The sequence below is a fragment of the Alteromonas sp. HB246098 genome, assembly GCF_054890645.1.
On record NZ_JBTZUG010000009.1, the window covers coordinates 98348 to 114626 of the forward strand.

General features: G+C 43.8%; 14 protein-coding genes. 6 read left to right on the top strand and 8 right to left on the bottom strand.

Annotation, left to right across the window (positions count from 1 at the left end; genetic code table 11):
• Window positions 1-22: 22 nt before the first annotated feature.
• From ACYTPF_RS17055 to prlC, 8 genes are all read right to left on the bottom strand, one after another.
• Window positions 23-505: an Lrp/AsnC family transcriptional regulator gene (locus ACYTPF_RS17055; RefSeq protein ID WP_461853050.1), complete on the bottom strand. Its 483-nt coding sequence runs from the start codon at window positions 503-505 to the stop codon at window positions 23-25.
• Between the two features lie 66 nt (window positions 506-571).
• Window positions 572-1213 carry a hypothetical protein gene (locus tag ACYTPF_RS17060; protein ID WP_461853051.1) on the bottom strand — a complete coding sequence of 214 codons (642 nt, stop codon included), beginning with the start codon at window positions 1211-1213 and terminating at the stop codon, window positions 572-574.
• Window positions 1214-1428: 215 nt separating this feature from the next.
• Window positions 1429-1638, bottom strand: coding sequence for a transcription antiterminator/RNA stability regulator CspE (gene cspE / locus ACYTPF_RS17065; RefSeq protein WP_012519905.1), 210 nt, complete (start codon window positions 1636-1638; stop codon window positions 1429-1431).
• A gap of 293 nt (window positions 1639-1931) precedes the next feature.
• The gene (gene ubiB, locus ACYTPF_RS17070; RefSeq protein WP_461853052.1) at window positions 1932-3560 is read right to left on the bottom strand and encodes a ubiquinone biosynthesis regulatory protein kinase UbiB; all 1629 of its coding nucleotides are present in this window, start codon (window positions 3558-3560) and stop codon (window positions 1932-1934) included.
• A 23-nt stretch (window positions 3561-3583) separates the two neighbouring features.
• Complete coding sequence (locus tag ACYTPF_RS17075) at window positions 3584-4219, bottom strand: ubiquinone biosynthesis accessory factor UbiJ (protein ID WP_461853053.1); 636 nt, start codon at window positions 4217-4219, stop codon at window positions 3584-3586.
• Window positions 4219-5016, bottom strand: coding sequence for a bifunctional demethylmenaquinone methyltransferase/2-methoxy-6-polyprenyl-1,4-benzoquinol methylase UbiE (gene ubiE, locus ACYTPF_RS17080; protein WP_269918560.1), 798 nt, complete (start codon window positions 5014-5016; stop codon window positions 4219-4221). Before ubiE ends, ACYTPF_RS17075 begins: the two co-directional genes overlap by 1 nt.
• 183 nt (window positions 5017-5199) lie before the next feature.
• Window positions 5200-5889 (bottom strand): DNA-3-methyladenine glycosylase I, encoded by a 690-nt coding sequence (locus tag ACYTPF_RS17085; RefSeq protein ID WP_461853054.1) that lies wholly within the window; start codon window positions 5887-5889, stop codon window positions 5200-5202.
• Window positions 5890-5895: 6 nt separating this feature from the next.
• The gene (gene prlC, locus ACYTPF_RS17090; RefSeq protein ID WP_461853055.1) at window positions 5896-7932 is read right to left on the bottom strand and encodes an oligopeptidase A; all 2037 of its coding nucleotides are present in this window, start codon (window positions 7930-7932) and stop codon (window positions 5896-5898) included.
• Window positions 7933-8237: 305 nt separating this feature from the next.
• Here prlC and ACYTPF_RS17095 point away from each other — a divergent pair, with 305 nt between their 5' ends.
• The 6 genes from ACYTPF_RS17095 (at window position 8238) to ACYTPF_RS17120 (ending at window position 16211) form a co-directional block, all read left to right on the top strand.
• Window positions 8238-8798, top strand: a complete 561-nt coding sequence (locus ACYTPF_RS17095) for a response regulator (protein WP_179984746.1) — start codon at window positions 8238-8240, stop codon at window positions 8796-8798.
• Between the two features lie 22 nt (window positions 8799-8820).
• On the top strand, window positions 8821-9645 hold the full coding sequence (locus ACYTPF_RS17100; RefSeq protein ID WP_461853056.1) for a phosphate/phosphite/phosphonate ABC transporter substrate-binding protein: 825 nt from the start codon (window positions 8821-8823) through the stop codon (window positions 9643-9645).
• An 11-nt stretch (window positions 9646-9656) separates the two neighbouring features.
• Window positions 9657-11336: a sensor histidine kinase gene (locus tag ACYTPF_RS17105; protein WP_461853091.1), complete on the top strand. Its 1680-nt coding sequence runs from the start codon at window positions 9657-9659 to the stop codon at window positions 11334-11336.
• Between the two features lie 66 nt (window positions 11337-11402).
• Window positions 11403-12707, top strand: coding sequence for a response regulator (locus ACYTPF_RS17110; RefSeq protein WP_461853057.1), 1305 nt, complete (start codon window positions 11403-11405; stop codon window positions 12705-12707).
• Window positions 12708-12949: 242 nt separating this feature from the next.
• Complete coding sequence (gene gorA, locus ACYTPF_RS17115; RefSeq protein WP_269918556.1) at window positions 12950-14299, top strand: glutathione-disulfide reductase; 1350 nt, start codon at window positions 12950-12952, stop codon at window positions 14297-14299.
• Between the two features lie 265 nt (window positions 14300-14564).
• Window positions 14565-16211 carry a methyl-accepting chemotaxis protein gene (locus tag ACYTPF_RS17120; protein WP_461853058.1) on the top strand — a complete coding sequence of 549 codons (1647 nt, stop codon included), beginning with the start codon at window positions 14565-14567 and terminating at the stop codon, window positions 16209-16211.
• Window positions 16212-16279: the final 68 nt, after the last annotated feature.

Below are 16279 nucleotides of genomic sequence, written 5' to 3' on the forward strand. Positions count from 1 at the left end.
CCGGCCCCATTTTTTTGGCGTATTAAATGTGATTTAAAGGGACTGAGGTTGTGTACTTAATCTGTTCCATGGCAAAGCTAGAGGTTACGTCTGAAAACTCTATACCGTTAACCAATCGCTTATAAAAGTGGTCGAAGCAATCCATATCGGTAACAAGGACTTTTAGTAGATAATCGTACTCGCCAGACATACGATAACATTCAACAACTTCATCAAATGACGCGGCGTGCTTGGCGAAACTTGCTAGCCATTTTCCATCGTGCCTTCCTGCTTTCACCTGAACGAAAACCGTCATTGCAAGGCCTAGCTGCTTTGCTTGCAACAGCGCCACTCGCCTAGAAATTATGCCCTTATCTTCTAGCTTTTGAATGCGACGCCAGCAGGGCGTGACCGTTAGCCCGACTTGCTCGGCGATTTCTGCAACAGGCGTATCAGCATTATTCTGAAGCATGGCCAAAATGGCTTTATCTATTGCGTCTATAACGCTCATTTTATCACTAGCCATAGTGGAACCTGGCCCTTCATCCCCAACACTTTCAGTTGTACATTTGTTTTGTTGCTCATGCTTAATTTAAAGCCACCAAGGCTTAGAAAAATCCACGTTTTCATTTGCAATTTCATACTGATAGGGAGGTTTAAATAAGTCCCAAAATGCTTCGCGAAGGTCTTCATCCACTATGTTTAGTTTACCCACATCACGATAGTGAGAGAGCAATTCGTTGTAACCATCAATAGGCATTTGCGGGTTAGACTGACGAAAAACAACACGACCGCCAAACTCTTCGAACATGGCTTTTTCTGCTTGGAATTGCATTACTTGCTTAACCGCTATTTCTTCGATGGGTTTAGATGAAGTTTCGCTAGATACCTGACTCTTAAACTTATCGATAAACTTATTTACTAGCGTTTGGTCAAGAGCAATACCTCTTTCCTTAGCGTAGTCCTCTAACACTAGTTCGAAAATTTTGTTAGACGCGTTTACACGTGTGACATATTCGAGCACTTCGGCGTAGGTATCTTTCGCCTGCTCCTTCATGCTTTGACGCTTTTCTTCACTGGGCATTACGTCTACTGCTCGAATTTCGGTATTGAGCACTGTCGCCAAAACACTCTCGCCAACGTCTAGACCATCTGCTTGGGCGGCGTAAGTAGAGTTTGAACAAAGAAGAAGTAGAGCAGCCAGTGTGGAACGAATAGTTAATGTGATGCGCATAAAGCACTCCCTGAAGGCGTATTCATCATAATAACGAGTAAAGCATTAAACGTCATGACTACGCAACACCGCAGAGCACTGATATTAGGAATATGCTGTGAGCATCGAATTTATTGGGGCGAATGATTGAGCGTTGTCACGCGTTTAGCGTGAGCGTGGGAAATATTGACAATAGAAAGAAAAACGGCGGTCAAATGACCGCCGTTTTTGAATTCTTAGATAGCTTGCACGTTAGCAGCTTGAAGACCTTTTTGACCTTCTTCAACTTCAAATTCTACTCGCTGACCTTCTGGAAGCGTTTTGTAACCGTCAGAGATGATCGCACGGAAATGAACGAAAACGTCCTTGCCGCCGTTATCTTGAGTTAGGAAACCGTAACCTTTATCAGCGTTGAACCACTTAACTGTGCCTGTAACTTTAGACATGTCGTATAGACCTCAAATATCGTATTAAATTGCGCATAAGCGCGTGTAACAAAGTTCTTTAGAGTCTTTAAATTGGCGGAGTATTGGGTCTTACTTACGAATGGACAAACAACTTACAACAAATTACCGGGTAACTCGAGTGGTTTTACATATAGCAAATAATACAAAATCGCGTCTATTTAAAGACTTTGGCTTAGAGCCGTATCCACTATAACACTCTTCGGGACGATTACTATACAAATTAATTAATTAACTACGGTTTTCATAAATATTTCACCGCAGCGTAACAAAAATCACAGCCCTTTTCGCCACGCTAAATACCAACAAATTGCGCCAATTACACCTGTACTTGCAGGGAAATACCAGGATAAGTCATAAATTGGCAATATTGCTGTCATCAGTACAAAGGTTGCCCCTACTAGGCTCAAGTGAGTGGTCTGAGTTGTTTTCTTTTGCTCTTGAATTAGGGCCAAATGTGCCCTTTGCTGTTGCAATGGCAAGCGCTTCATTTGCTGTAGACTATCGTAAAGCAGGTCGGGCATTTCGGGGAGTTTTTCAGACCAGAAAGGTAAGTTGTCTTTTACTTTCCCCATCATAGCCGTAAAACCAATTTGTTCCTTCATCCAGTTTTCAAGAAATGGCTTGGCGGTTTTCCAAAGGTCGAGTTGAGGATACAGCTGACGACCTAAGCCTTCGATATACAGCAAGGTTTTTTGCAGTAGCACCAACTGCGGCTGCACAACCATATTGAAACGTCGCGCGGTGTTAAATAGCTGTAGCAGCACATTACCAAAGGATATTTCTGCCAAAGGCTTTTGAAAAATAGGTTCGCATACTGTGCGAATGGCCATTTCGAACTCATCAATGTTGGTATCTTGCGGCACCCAACCTGAGTCGGCGTGAAGTTGCGCCACTTTGCGATAGTCGCGATTAAAAAAGGCGATAAAGTTTTCGGCCAAATAGCGCTTATCTTCGCGATTAAGCGTACCCACAATGCCAAAATCGATTGCGATGTATTTTGGGTTTTCAGGATGTTCCGTAGATACAAAAATGTTGCCTGGATGCATGTCCGCATGGAAAAAGCTATCGCGGAATACTTGAGTAAAGAACACTTCAACCCCGCGCTCTGCTAACTTTTTCATGTTGGTATTTTGGGTCAACAAAGCGTCGATATTAGATATAGGTAAGCCGTAAATACGCTCCATAACCAAGACATTACTGCGACAGTAATCGCTGTAGATCTTAGGTACGTATAAGGCATCTGAGCCCTCAAAATTACGTCCTAGCTGGATACCGTTAGCTGACTCACGGAGCAGATCAAGCTCATCTACAATGGTTTTGCGATATTCCACTACCACTTCTACAGGGCGTAAGCGCTTGCCGTCCGGTAACCAACGCTGTAGGACGTTCGCTAGGCTGAATAAAAGCTCCATATCCGCCACTATGGTATCGCGAATATCTGGCCTTAATACCTTTACTACAACGTCTTCGTTGTTGTGCTTTAACTTTGCTGCGTGAACTTGCGCAATAGAAGCCGACGCGAGTGGCGCGGTTTCAAATTCGCTAAACAACTCGTTCAGATCAGACAGCCCTAGTGCCTGTTTGATGATGTCTTGCGCTGCGTCTGACGAGAAAGGTGGCACTTTATCTTGTAAACGGGCAAGTTCGTTAGCAATGGCAGGGGGAAGCAAGTCTCGGCGGGTAGAGAGCATCTGGCCGAATTTAATAAAAACAGGCCCAAGGTTTTGCAATGCAAGAGTAATGCGCTCGCCAGGAGATTTTCCTTTATGCTTATTGCGCACCCAAAAAATGGCATGGCGCATAATTCGCGCGTACCAGGGTAACCACTTTGCTGGAATAAGTTCATCTAAACCGTGTTCCAACAATACCTTGTTAATTCGGTATAACCTAACAATACGCATTTATGAGCCTGTTTCTCTCAATCTTACTTAAGTTTTTCTTCTAAACGGCGCAGTCGCGCATCGGCACTTTCTGCCCTGTCGCGAAGCGCATTTACTTCATCGCTAAAGTGCATTACCGCAAGCTTATGTGCAGCTAGCTGTTTTTCTTCTACCACGGCATTGCCGAAAACCTTCGCCATAGACGCCAGCGCCGTCATCGATTTTTTATGCACTGTTTTTACCGTTTTCACGGTTTGGTGCGCGATAACGTCATTCGTCTTTTGAGCAATCAACTCTTCAACGTCGATGTCGAGCTGCTGAAACAAAGCGCTGACTTGCTGGGCAACGTTTAGCTCCCCTTCTAAGAAGAGTGCTTTTTGTTGAATAAGGCGGGTCAGCTGGCTAGTTTCTTTTAACTCAGGCAAAGTCTGTAGCGACGTTTTAATACAGCAATCTTTTGCTCCTAGCGATGCAACGGCATCTTCAAACGAGCCTTGCTCGCTGAGTACGTCGACTCGGTCAGAAAAAGACAAGGTGATACCGTAAGGCAGCGGCGAAATAAACGCAGTGAGTCTGGCGCCGTTAAGGGCTTTTAACCTTTTTTCGCTATCTTCATCTAAAGACAGCAATTTGTTTAGTGCCGATTCAACCGTAGCGGTAACAAGCGCTGAAGTAGGCATTAAAACTTGTAGCCTCTATGCAGAGCCACAATACCGCCGGTAAGGTTCTGGTAATCACATTGCTCAAAGCCAGCCTGTTCAAACATCCCCTTCAGGGTTTCTTGATCTGGGTGCATACGAATGCTTTCTGCCAAGTACTGGTAGCTTTCTGCATCATTTGCCACCAGCTGCCCCATTTTCGGCAAAATGTGGAACGAATACATGTCGTAAAGTTTGCTTAGCTGCTCTGACGTTGGCTTAGAAAATTCTAAAACCAGTAATCGACCACCGGGTTTTAACACGCGGAAAATAGAATTTAGCGCGTTTTGCTTTTCTGTCACGTTTCGAAGACCAAATGCCATAGTCACAACATCAAAATGGTTGTCAGGGAACGGCAAGGCTTCTGCGTCCGCCTGTACATAGTCTATATTGCTAACCAAGCCACGGTCGCGAAGCTTATCACGGCCTACTTTCAGCATAGACAAATTGATATCGGCAAGGGTTACGCGCCCTGTCGGGCCTACCAAGCGAGAGAACTTAGCGGTCAAATCGCCAGTACCACCGGCAATATCCAAGACTTTATTACCCGCGCGCACACCGCTGCAGTCAATGGTAAATCGCTTCCATAAACGATGTACTCCCATTGACATAAAGTCGTTCATTACGTCGTACTTCGCAGCAACGGAATCAAAAACATTAGCAACCAAAGAGGCTTTTTGCCCTTTATCTACCTGCTTAAAACCGAAGTGTGTCGTATGCTCGCTAGCATTGTCGATTGCAGAGTCTGCTTGCGTAGCGGGAGTTTGATTGTCGCTCATGACAGTCCTGTAATTTGAATATTTTTATTAATGCCGAAGTGTATAGGATTGTGTGCTGAAGCAAAAGCTTTATGCCCACTGCCTTAGATTGAAAAGCAAACCGTTATCTTGCTCTGTGCGAGAACCTGCGAGACACATCTGTTTACTAAATACACTAGGGGCCCCATTCAACGCTAACCTGTATTAAGCAGTAAGATTATTCGTGCCCCAGCTAAATGCCACAATGGCACTGATTTCTTGCAGCGAACGGCCACTTTCTTTATGCCATTGGGCAAATGCTGCATTTGCTGCTGACAGCGACTTTTTCGATGTTAACCCGCCATCAATAACTTCGTTTTTTCGCAAGTAATCTTCAACGTCACGAGAAAACAAAAAAGTATCAATACCCAATGCTCGAAGCATGTAGGGGCCTGTATTGCCACCTAATCGCGCGCCTCGTTTTTTCAAAAACGCCCATAGTTCGGTGATATTGTCTTTATCGAAGCTGGCGACAAACTTGCCAAAGCTGCCGTGCTCCATAGCCACGTCTTTAATCATCATGGCGTTGTCTCGCACAGTCATCACTTTTTTATAGTTGCGAACAATGCGCTTATCCGACGCTTTTTGTTCTAGCATCTCATCTGGCATCAGCAACACTTTATCCACGTTGAAACCAAAAAATACGGTTTCAAAATCTGGCCATTTTTGCTCGATGACTCGCCATACAAAGCCAGATTTAAAAACTTGCTTAGTCATGGCCGCTAAAAAACGATCATCACTAATGGTTTCAATTTGCGCTTTAGAAAGCGGCGCATGAAGCATAGCCTCAAGCCCCCTTTCACCGCCTTTGCGTTCACACGCTCGGCGGTAGATAGTTTGATAAGACTCAGGCATAGCCGCTTAGCCTTTGATGCCGCTGTGTCGAAGCAAGGCGTCTACTTTAGGCTCGCGTCCTCTAAAGGCAACAAACAAATCCATAGGAGGCTTACTGCCGCCCATTTCTAGAATGTTTTCTAAAAAGGCTTTGCCTGTGTCGCGGTTGAAGATGCCATCTTCTTCAAACTTACTGTAGGCATCGGCAGAAAGAACCTCAGCCCACTTATAGCTGTAATAGCCCGCTGCATATCCACCTGCAAAAATGTGTCCGAAACCATTTTGGAAGCGATTGAACGATGGCGGAATAACTACGGCAACTTCTTCGCGCACTTTGTCCAGTGTGCCCTGCGCGTCTACTTCACTGCCCTTTTCACTGTGCAGTAAGAAATCAAATAGACTAAATTCAAGTTGACGAACCATCTGCATAGCAGATTGATAATCACGAGCAGCAAGCATGCGGTCGAGCAAATCAGCTGGAAGCGGCTCTCCGGTCTCATAATGACCAGAGATAAAGTTTAGGGCGTCTTCTTCCCAACACCAGTTCTCTAAGAATTGACTTGGTAGTTCAACAGCGTCCCATGGCACACCGTTAATGCCAGATACACCAGCCACGCTCATTTTTGTAAGCATGTGATGGATTCCATGACCAAACTCATGGAAAAGGGTGACTACTTCATCGTGCGTAAACAGCGCAGGCTTATCGCCGACAGGGGCATTGAAGTTACAAGTCAGGTACGCCACCGGCAGCTGTAGCTCACCGTCTATCATTTCTCGGCGTACTCGGCATTCATCCATCCATGCCCCGCCACGTTTTTTAGCACGTGCGTACAAGTCTAGGTAAAAGCTACCACGCAATGCGTCGGCATCGTCAGTTATAGTGAAATAACGCACATCTTTATGCCAGGTGTCGATGCCAGGCTGCTCAATAATTTTCAAACCATATAAGCGATGCACTACTTCAAAAAGACCTGATAGCACTTTGTCTTCAGGGAAATAAGGGCGCAGCATTTCATCAGAAATGGTGTATTTTTCTTGCTTCAACTTTTCGCTGTAATACGGTAAATCCCATGCTGCTAGCTCAGTAACACCATGTTTGTCCTTTGCGTACGTTCTTACTTCTTCAAGCTCTTTTTCCGCCTGAGGTTTAGACTTAGCCGCCAAGTCGCGCAAGAAACCTATTACCTGATCGGTAGAGTCTGCCATCTTGGTAGCCAGTGAACGCTCTGCATAGCTAGCAAACCCTAACAATTCAGCGAGCTCTGTGCGCAGCGTTAAGGTCTCTTTAATAATGTCGGTGTTATCCCACTTACCTGCATTTGGTCCTTGATCAGACGCTTTGGTTGAATAAGCACGATACATTTCTTCGCGAAGCTCACGATTATCCGCGTACAGCATAACAGGCAAATAAGACGGAATATCTAGGGTAAATAACCATCCCTGCAAGTCTTTTTGGTGCGCAGCTTGCGCTGCCGCTTCTAAAGCTGACTCTGGCATACCTGCAAGCTCAGATTCATCGGTAATGTGTTTGGTCCAGCCCATGGTGGCGTCCATCACATTATTTGAGAAGGTTGACGATAACTCACTAAGCTTTGCCTGAATTTCTGCAAAACGTTTCTTTTGTTGTGCAGGCAAGGCAACACCTGAAAGCGTAAAGTCGCGAACCGCGTTCTCAATGACTTTCTGCTGTTCTTCGCTTAGGGTTTCAAACTCGTCAGACGCTTTTAATGAAGCATAAGCATTATAAAGGCCTTCGTGCTGACCTACCCAAGTACCATATTCAGATAAAAGTGGCAAACACGCATCATGCGCCTCTCGCAATTCATCGCTGCTTACTACACTGTTCATATGAGACACAGGTGAGAACATTTTGCTTAAGCTGTCGTGTACCTCTTCAAGGCGTAATACTAAATTCTTGTAAGAGTAATCATTTGACGCTACGACTGCCTCTATTTCACTTTTACAAGCTTCAATGGCTTTTTCGATAGCGGGCTTAATAGAGGCTGGCTCAATAGCAGAAAAAATTGGTAGGCCGTCTACCATCTCGATTGCAGGGGTTGTCATAATCTTTTTCACTCTTAACACGTTGATAGAATAATGATGGGGTTTCGTTGACTAAAAGCAAGCTATTGTTTAAGCCGCAGTTGACCTATCTTGAAGTTACTTCTAGTTTGAAAGTAAGGATCACGAAGATTTATTGAGCTCAGTGTGCTCGAGACGTACTTTTGATAAATATAAATAAAGGAGTCAACAACTGGTGACGCCGAAAAGCCCCCTGTCACAAATGTCACATTTCATCCTTTTGTCTACTTTGTCTCCATGTAGTACAACAGCTATAATTCTGGTTAATAAATCTACAAGGCTTAGATATGAAAACCTTAACCTCTGGCGAAATAGCGTCGTATTGCGATGTGAACCTTCGTACTGTAATTCGATGGATTGAAAGCGGGAAGCTCAAAGGCTTTAAGCTTCCAGGGCGTGGTAACAACCGTATTCTTGTTGAAGACTTTATTGAGTTCCTTGAACGCCACGATATGCCTATTCCTGATGCCCTCAAAGGCATTGCTTCGCCATCTGTTCTCATTGTTGATGACGAGATGCCGGTAGCGAAATCAATACAGCGTGTGGCTAGACGTGCAGGGTTCGATTCATACATTGCGACAGGCGGGTTCCAAGCCGGGATCATGTTAAGTCAGTATGAACCTAAAGTGATGACCCTCGACCTGAGTATGCCAGGCATGGATGGCTACAGTGTTATTGAATTCACTCGAGAGCAAAACAAGCACAAAGATTTAAAAATTATTGTTATCTCTGCCCTAGACGATATCAGCCTTGAACGTGCGCTAGAAATCGGCGCCGATGCCACGCTTCAAAAGCCTTTCTCAAACCATGATTTAACGAATGTTTTAGAACAATTCATGTCGATGTAATTTGGATGAGGGAGTGTGCACTATGTCGCGGTTAGCAATGTTCATTTTAACAGCTCTATGTCTTACTATTGTTACGCTCTCATCTAACGCAAAAACGCTAACTTTCGCCGTCGTTCCACAGCAGTCAGCCAAAACTTTGGCTGAACGGTGGCAGCCGCTTATTGATTATATGAGTAATTATACTGGACTTGCCATCGAGTTTAAGACAGCTAAAGATATACCCACTTTCGAAGCAAACTTGACTGCTGGGCTTTACGACATTGCCTACATGAACCCCTATCACTTTGTAGTTTTTAACGAATCTGCAGGCTATCGCTCTCTTGCTAGGCAACGTGACAAAAAAATTCGCGGATTAATCGTGGTTCATCAGGACAGTACTGTTCAATCAATCGAAGATTTAAGTGGTGCCGAAATAGCATTCCCTGCGCCCGCGGCATTTGCGGCCACTATTATTACCAGTGCCCACCTGCGCAACAACAATGTTGCTTTCATTCCGCGTTATGTAAATTCGCACGATTCAGTGTACTTGTCGGTTCAGCGCGATTTCTTTAAAGCGGGTGGAGGCATTCTTCGAACGCTAAACATCTCACCTGAGGCAGTGAAAAGTGATTTACGAGTGCTTTGGAAAAGCAAAGGTTACACGCCACACGCTATAGCTACCCACCCCAAAATGGCGTCAGCAGATAGACAAGCTATTCTTAATGCATTGATTGCATTATCTAATGACAGTAGTAAGTCATCAATTCTTCGCAAAATTGGGTTGAGTGAATTTGTTGAATCTAACGACAGTGATTGGAATGACGTTAGAGAGCTGGGTATTGCATCGCTTTCTAGACCACATCTATGAGAAACGAGCAGATGAAGCTGTCGTTACGAGTTAAAACAATAACTGGCATTGCAAGCATCGCAGCGCTCTTGCTGCTAGTGCTAATCGTAACCGTGTTCCAATTATTAAATGATCTTGTTGATAGCAACATTAAAAAGTCTGCTGATACCTCTGTTGCGCTTTTCGTTTCTACAACAAAAAATGCATTTTTAAGTTACGACTTAGCTTCACTCGACGCAGATGTATCTGAAATTCTCACTAACCCGAATATTTCCTACGTGAAGGTAAAGGATAAACTTGGCAATGTGTTTGTAGAGAAAGGCAGCGAGGTCGCGCTTAGCCGCCCTTTTGAAGCAGACTTGTCGGTGTCGGCAGCTAACGATGGGGTATACGATACCCGCGCCCCAATTATGGTCAACGACACTGTTTACGGCTATGTAGAAATTGGATTAAACATCGCTTCTGTAACTGAATCGGTCTCAAGAGTAAGAAACTGGACCGTCACGCTCGCTTTGATGGAGTTCGTTCTAGTTGGCTTGTGTTCATATTTACTTGGTTCGTTTTTAATGTCTCAGCTTCAGCAGCTTTTGCAGGGTGCTAAACACCTTGGCGAGGCAGTTAAGTACAATAATTACAGAGAAGTGTTTGTTCCAGTTAGAGGCAAAGATGAGTTAAGCGAGCTCGCTGAAGCTTTTAATCAACTTGTAGAGCGGTTAAAAGAAGAACACGAACAACGTCAGCGTGCGCAGGATGAGCTTAAAGAACTAAACACACTTCTTGAAGAAAAAGTGCAAGACAGAACGTCTCTACTCAATCAAAAAAATTACCAACTAGAAGAAACAAACAAAGACTTAAAAGAAGCCCAAGTTCAACTTCTTCAGGCAGAAAAGATGGCATCAGTAGGCCAGCTTGCCGCTGGTGTTGCCCATGAAATTAATAATCCTGTCGGTTTTGTAAGCAGTAATATTTCAACACTTAGTGAATACGTTGCTACTTATCAAATGATCTTCTCTCAAATTCAAGCTGTTATAGACGAGAAAGATGAAAACAAACGGGCAGCATCACTGATTGAACTAGAGAAATTGCTAGATAAACAAGATATGGCCTTTATAAACGAAGACATTTCAGATTTACTGAGCGACTCTCGCGAAGGCTTGCTGCGCGTTGCAGAAATAGTTAAAGGCCTAAAGTTGTTTTCACGGGTTGATAGCGACCAAATGCAAAAACACAATATAAATGATTGTGTGCGCACCACCTTGGCTATGGTTAACAATCAACTGAAATATATCTGTACGGTAGAAACCCATTTAGGAAGGGTTCCGGATGTAGACATGAACGTGGGTAAAATTTCTCAAGTTATTACCAACTTGCTCATTAACGCCGGACAAGCTGTAGAGGCAACTAGCCAAAACGGAAAAATAATTATCACAACTTGCACTGTTGGCGAGTTTGTAGAATTGCGGGTAGAGGATTCAGGCTGCGGAATTCCGCCTAGTCACCTTGATAAACTATTTAACCCTTTCTTCACGACTAAGCCAGAAGGGCAAGGGACTGGGTTAGGTCTTTCAATTTCATTTGGTATCGCGCAAGAACACGGTGGAATGCTTTCAGCAACAAGCCGCGAAGGAGACGGTAGTACATTTACGCTAGCTCTTCCAATTAACCCCGTCTCTAAAGACTCACAAGATACCGGTGAGACTAATGATGCATAACGTTACAGTGTCCAAAAGCGCCATTGCATGCGATATTAGTTACGTCGCGAATAAGGATAATTTTTTATGACAGAGCCTACTGAAAAAGCTACAACCTATACCGTGCTATTTGTCGACGACGAACCTAATATTCTTCGTGCCATTAAACGTGCGCTCTTCACCATGGATATAACGCTGCTGCTTGCAGATAGCGGAGCCAAGGCACTCGAGTTGATGAGTAACAACGAAGTACACGTGGTAATTTCAGATATGAAAATGCCTCAAATGTCTGGCGCGGAGCTTCTTGAACAGGTGGCTATTAACTACCCCGACACATTTAGAGTAGTACTGACTGGCTATGCTGATATCGAATCTACGATTAAAGCAGTTAACCAGGGCAAGATTCATCGGTACCTTCAAAAGCCATGGGATAACCAAGAGTTAATATCTGTGGTTGAAGAAGGGTTAGAGCGAGTTAAATTAAAAGCTGAAAATACGCGTCTTCAAAAACTTACACGCCTTCAGAATAGAAAGCTTAGAGATGTAAATGCATCGCTAGAGCAAGTGGTTCAAAAGCGTACTCGCCAAATTAAAGCTGCGCTGAACAAAATTGAAAAGCACAATATTGCCATGGAGCAGGTGCTGTTCAACGTGATTAGCATTAACCCAAATATTAACGGGAAATTTGCCATAGAGGTAAGTGAGTTGTCTTCTAAGCTTGCACGTATTGCACGTTTGGAGAAAGACGAAATCAAACAAGTTCGCTACGCAGGTCTTATATGTGAGCTTGGGCTATTAGGTCTTGAAACCGAAGACTTTAACGCGCCATTTTCAAAGCTTAAATACCAACAGCAGCAAAATTACTTATCGCAGACCAAACAGGCTGCATTGATACTTGCCCCGGCACATGAGCTTCATCAAGTTTCAGATATCATCGAGTTTCAATTCGAGCACTACAATGGCTCTGGTTTGTACAATAAAGTGGCGAAAGAAATTCCCGCAGGCGCGCGTATTTTAGCAATAGCCCGAGACTACTGGCGCTTAGTTACAGGCAGAATGAGTGGTGTTGAAATGAGCCCTCGCGATGCCAAACTTGAAATGAAAAAGCACAGAAACACGCGCTACGACGGCGAGTTTTTAGACCTTTTGCTAGAAGCAGAAGATGTGACTACATCTAAGCTACTTTCTACATCATTGAAGGCCTCACAGCTTAAAGCGGGCATGGTGCTTGCTCAAAATTTATATAACGATAGCCATATTCTAATCCTTCCTGAAGGTCACGTATTTAGTGACGCTACCATTCAAAAACTCGTGCAATTTGAAGAAGAGCGTGGAAAAGCGTTTAGTATTCAAATAGAACCAGAAGAGCTTTCTGCTACTATAAGTGAGTAAGTTCTGAAGGCATTGAGCTTAAATGGGGCTGGCGCAGCATAAATTATGGCGGGTTGCGCCACGCCCTTTTATTTAGTCTGCATTGTCCCCATTGACTAACTAATTGAAACACTATTGAGCAAACCTCGGTCTTTTGATTAATCTTACAAACAGAACCGTTTAAAAATGATTTGCTGCGCGAACGTGTTTAAGCATTTATGCTTGTGTGCACGATCGTAAACCCAATAAAGAAGGCTTTTTGAATGACACATTTTGATTATATTTGTATTGGTGGTGGCAGTGGCGGTATTGCATCTGCGAACCGTGCGGCAAAGCACGGAAAGAAAGCCGCTATTATTGAAGCAAAAGACGTTGGCGGTACCTGTGTAAACGTTGGATGCGTGCCGAAAAAAGCCATGTGGTACGGCGCTCAGGTGGCTGAGGCCATACATCGCTACGCCCCAGAGTATGGATTCGATTTGTCAGTAAACCACTTTAGTTGGGACAGCCTTATTGCCAGCCGCCAAGCCTATATTGAGCGTATTCATGCCTCTTACGACCGCGTACTTACTGCAAACGATGTAACACTTATTCGCGGTTTCGCAAAGTTTATTGATAACAACACAGTAGAAGTAAACGGTGAAAAGTATACGGCTGACCATATTACGATTGCCGTTGGCGGTCATCCAGTAATTCCGGATATCGAAGGCGCCGAGTACGGCATTGATTCTGATGGTTTCTTTGCATTAAAAGAGCAACCTAAGCGCGCTGTTGTAGTTGGTGCTGGATACATTGGCGTCGAGTTAGCTGGTGTACTTCATGCGCTAGGAACAGAGTCACATTTGGTGGTTCGCAAACACGCGCCGCTTAGAAACTTTGATCCCATCATTCATGAGACCTTGGTGGATATGATCCACGCTGAAGGCTGCAAACTGCATGACCATGCCAGCGTAGAGAAAGTGGAAAAGGCTGACGATGGCGAACTATCAGTACATTTAACCAATGGTGAAGTGCTAAAAGCTGACTGCTTAATTTGGGCAATTGGCCGTAAGCCGTCTACCGACAAAATTGATATTGAAAATACCGATGTTGAGTTGAGTGATGACGGTACAGTTAAAGTAGATAAGTACCAAAACACTACAGCCAAAAATGTGTACGCAGTAGGAGATATTACTGGCGAGGCTGAACTTACTCCAGTAGCAGTAAAAGCGGGCCGCTTGCTAAGCGAACGCTTATTCAACGGCCAAAAAGACGCTCACATGGATTATTCAATGATTCCAACCGTAGTCTTTAGCCACCCACCTATTGGCACAATCGGCCTAACTGAACCAGAAGCTATTGAAGAATACGGCGAAGACAATATTAAAGTGTACACCTCTAGCTTTGCGTCTATGTACACCGCGGTAACCCGCCACCGTCAAATGACCAAGATGAAGCTAGTGTGTGCAGGTAAAGACGAAAAAGTGGTAGGCCTACACGGTATTGGTCACGGTATGGATGAAATTCTGCAGGGTTTCGCTGTTGCCATAAAAATGGGCGCGACCAAAGCTGACTTTGATGCCTGTGTGGCCATTCACCCTACCAGCGCGGAAGAGTTTGTTACTATGACCTAAAGGTTTTCGTTGCATTAAAAACGCTGGCGCTTGTTCATAATGAATGGGCGCCTTAAGCTACCCCTCCACCTTCTCTTAATGGTAAATTAACGTTTATTTAATCAATTTTCACTATCAACTCGGATTTAATTTTTCATTAGCATTTCACGTATGCACCCCTAAACTTCATCACAATATGCTTAGCTTTTTGCAGTCTGATTCCAATGTTTTTTAAGCAAAGTTGAACAGAATGCTATGTGTTAACACTTTTTAAAGGGATGTTTGGATGTTTAATTCTTTAAGAGTAAGCCATCGTTTACTTTTCGGTTTTGGCCTAGTTATTGCTATGCTCGTCATAGTTACAGTTGTAGGTACACGGGAGGTTGAGTCGATAGATGAAAAAATGACGACGATAAACGACGTTAATAGTGTTAAGCAGCGCTATGCGATTAATTTCCGCGGCTCGGTGCATGATCGTGCTATAGCGGTCAGAGATGTTGTTCTTTTAGACTCTGTATCTGAAGTGAATGACACTATCAGTGAAATAAATCGGCTCGCAGAATTCTATAGAGCATCAGCCAAACCTATGGCTCAAATGCTAGCGCGGAGCAGCTCTCCCATAGAGCAGCAAATGATTGACCGTATCGAATCAATTGAGTCTGATACCCTACCTTTAGTAGATGAAATCATTGAATTAAGGCTTAACAATAATGTTGTAGAAGCTAAACAGTTACTGTTGACAGAAGCTAAAACGAAGTTCATCAACTGGCTGGCGGCAATTAATGATTTCATTGATTATCAGGAAGAGCAAAATCAACTAGAAACAAAAACTGTTCGCATCGCCACGGGCAACTTTTCTGGAATGATGCTTTTAGCTACTGCCGCGGCAATCGCTATAGCAATTTTAGTGACTTGGTTTCTTATATCCTATTTCAGAAAAGAATTGGGAGGTGAACCACACAAAATTGCAGGTATTCTACAAGACATGTCGAACGGCAACTTGGAAATGTACATAGAGAGTAAGCATGACGGCAGTGTTTTGCATTCCGTCGCACGTTTACAAAACCAGCTCAAAAGCACTGTTATTGGTATCAATAGTGCTGCTGAGAACATATCGACACAGTCTAATAGAGAAAATGATAGTGCTAATTTAGATTCTCTATCAAACATGCAATCGGCACATAGCGATAAAGCAATTTCTATTATGGATAGCCTGCGGGAAGATGCACAAAGCGTGGAGGAGTTGCTCGCACAGACTAAGCAAAATTCCTCTGAAGCATTTGAAACGTCTCAATTGGGTAAGCGCGCAGTATCTAATGCCACTGATGAAATTAGAAGCTTAGCTAATACAGTCAAATCTGCGGTAGAAAATATACGTAAACTGGAGAAGCGAACTCAAGAGATAAGCGGTATTACAAACACTATTAGCGCGATATCCGAACAAACAAACTTGCTTGCGCTGAATGCAGCTATTGAAGCAGCACGCGCTGGTGAATCGGGTCGAGGCTTTGCAGTGGTAGCCGATGAAGTTCGAAGCCTTGCATCAAGGACGGGAGAGGCAACCGCAGAGATATCGACAATGTTAAACGAAGTACAGTCTGAGACATCTATGACGATGGATATAATGTCTTCTAGCCTTCCTCAAGTAGAGAAAGGCATCGAACTGTCAGATGAGTCTAGCCGACTTTTAACATTAATAGATAAGCAATCTCAACAATCATTACATCATGTAAATGACGTAGTTGATGCGTCAACTAAACAGATAAAAACTATGGCACAGTTGAATAAAAGCCTCACCGACATAATATCTACTGCGAACTCTATGGGCGAAACTTCAACAAATCTTTATCACAAAAATGAAGAATTTGCGGTAAACCTCAATGCCCTCGCAAAAGAACTTCGAGAGCATACAGACTTTTTCACAGTTAAATAAGTTTGCCTTTGAAAATTAGCGGTTTGTTGGCTAACAGCTCAGCCAACAAACCTGCTGTTCCCGTCTAG

Excerpts from the sequence above, each read along its gene's own strand:
- ACYTPF_RS17060 (WP_461853051.1), bottom strand. The coding sequence starts at position 1,213 with ATGCGCATCACATTAACTATTCGTTCCACACTGGCTGCTCTACTTCTT.
- ACYTPF_RS17105 (WP_461853091.1), top strand. The coding sequence starts at position 9,657 with ATGAAGCTGTCGTTACGAGTTAAAACAATAACTGGCATTGCAAGCATC.
- cspE (WP_012519905.1), bottom strand. The coding sequence starts at position 1,638 with ATGTCTAAAGTTACAGGCACAGTTAAGTGGTTCAACGCTGATAAAGGT.
- ACYTPF_RS17095 (WP_179984746.1), top strand. The coding sequence starts at position 8,238 with ATGAAAACCTTAACCTCTGGCGAAATAGCGTCGTATTGCGATGTGAAC.
- ACYTPF_RS17120 (WP_461853058.1), top strand. The coding sequence starts at position 14,565 with ATGTTTAATTCTTTAAGAGTAAGCCATCGTTTACTTTTCGGTTTTGGC.
- ACYTPF_RS17100 (WP_461853056.1), top strand. The coding sequence starts at position 8,821 with ATGTCGCGGTTAGCAATGTTCATTTTAACAGCTCTATGTCTTACTATT.
- prlC (WP_461853055.1), bottom strand. The coding sequence starts at position 7,932 with ATGACAACCCCTGCAATCGAGATGGTAGACGGCCTACCAATTTTTTCT.
- ACYTPF_RS17075 (WP_461853053.1), bottom strand. The coding sequence starts at position 4,219 with ATGCCTACTTCAGCGCTTGTTACCGCTACGGTTGAATCGGCACTAAAC.
- ubiE (WP_269918560.1), bottom strand. The coding sequence starts at position 5,016 with ATGAGCGACAATCAAACTCCCGCTACGCAAGCAGACTCTGCAATCGAC.
- ACYTPF_RS17085 (WP_461853054.1), bottom strand. The coding sequence starts at position 5,889 with ATGCCTGAGTCTTATCAAACTATCTACCGCCGAGCGTGTGAACGCAAA.
- ACYTPF_RS17110 (WP_461853057.1), top strand. The coding sequence starts at position 11,403 with ATGACAGAGCCTACTGAAAAAGCTACAACCTATACCGTGCTATTTGTC.
- ACYTPF_RS17055 (WP_461853050.1), bottom strand. The coding sequence starts at position 505 with ATGGCTAGTGATAAAATGAGCGTTATAGACGCAATAGATAAAGCCATT.
- ubiB (WP_461853052.1), bottom strand. The coding sequence starts at position 3,560 with ATGCGTATTGTTAGGTTATACCGAATTAACAAGGTATTGTTGGAACAC.
- gorA (WP_269918556.1), top strand. The coding sequence starts at position 12,950 with ATGACACATTTTGATTATATTTGTATTGGTGGTGGCAGTGGCGGTATT.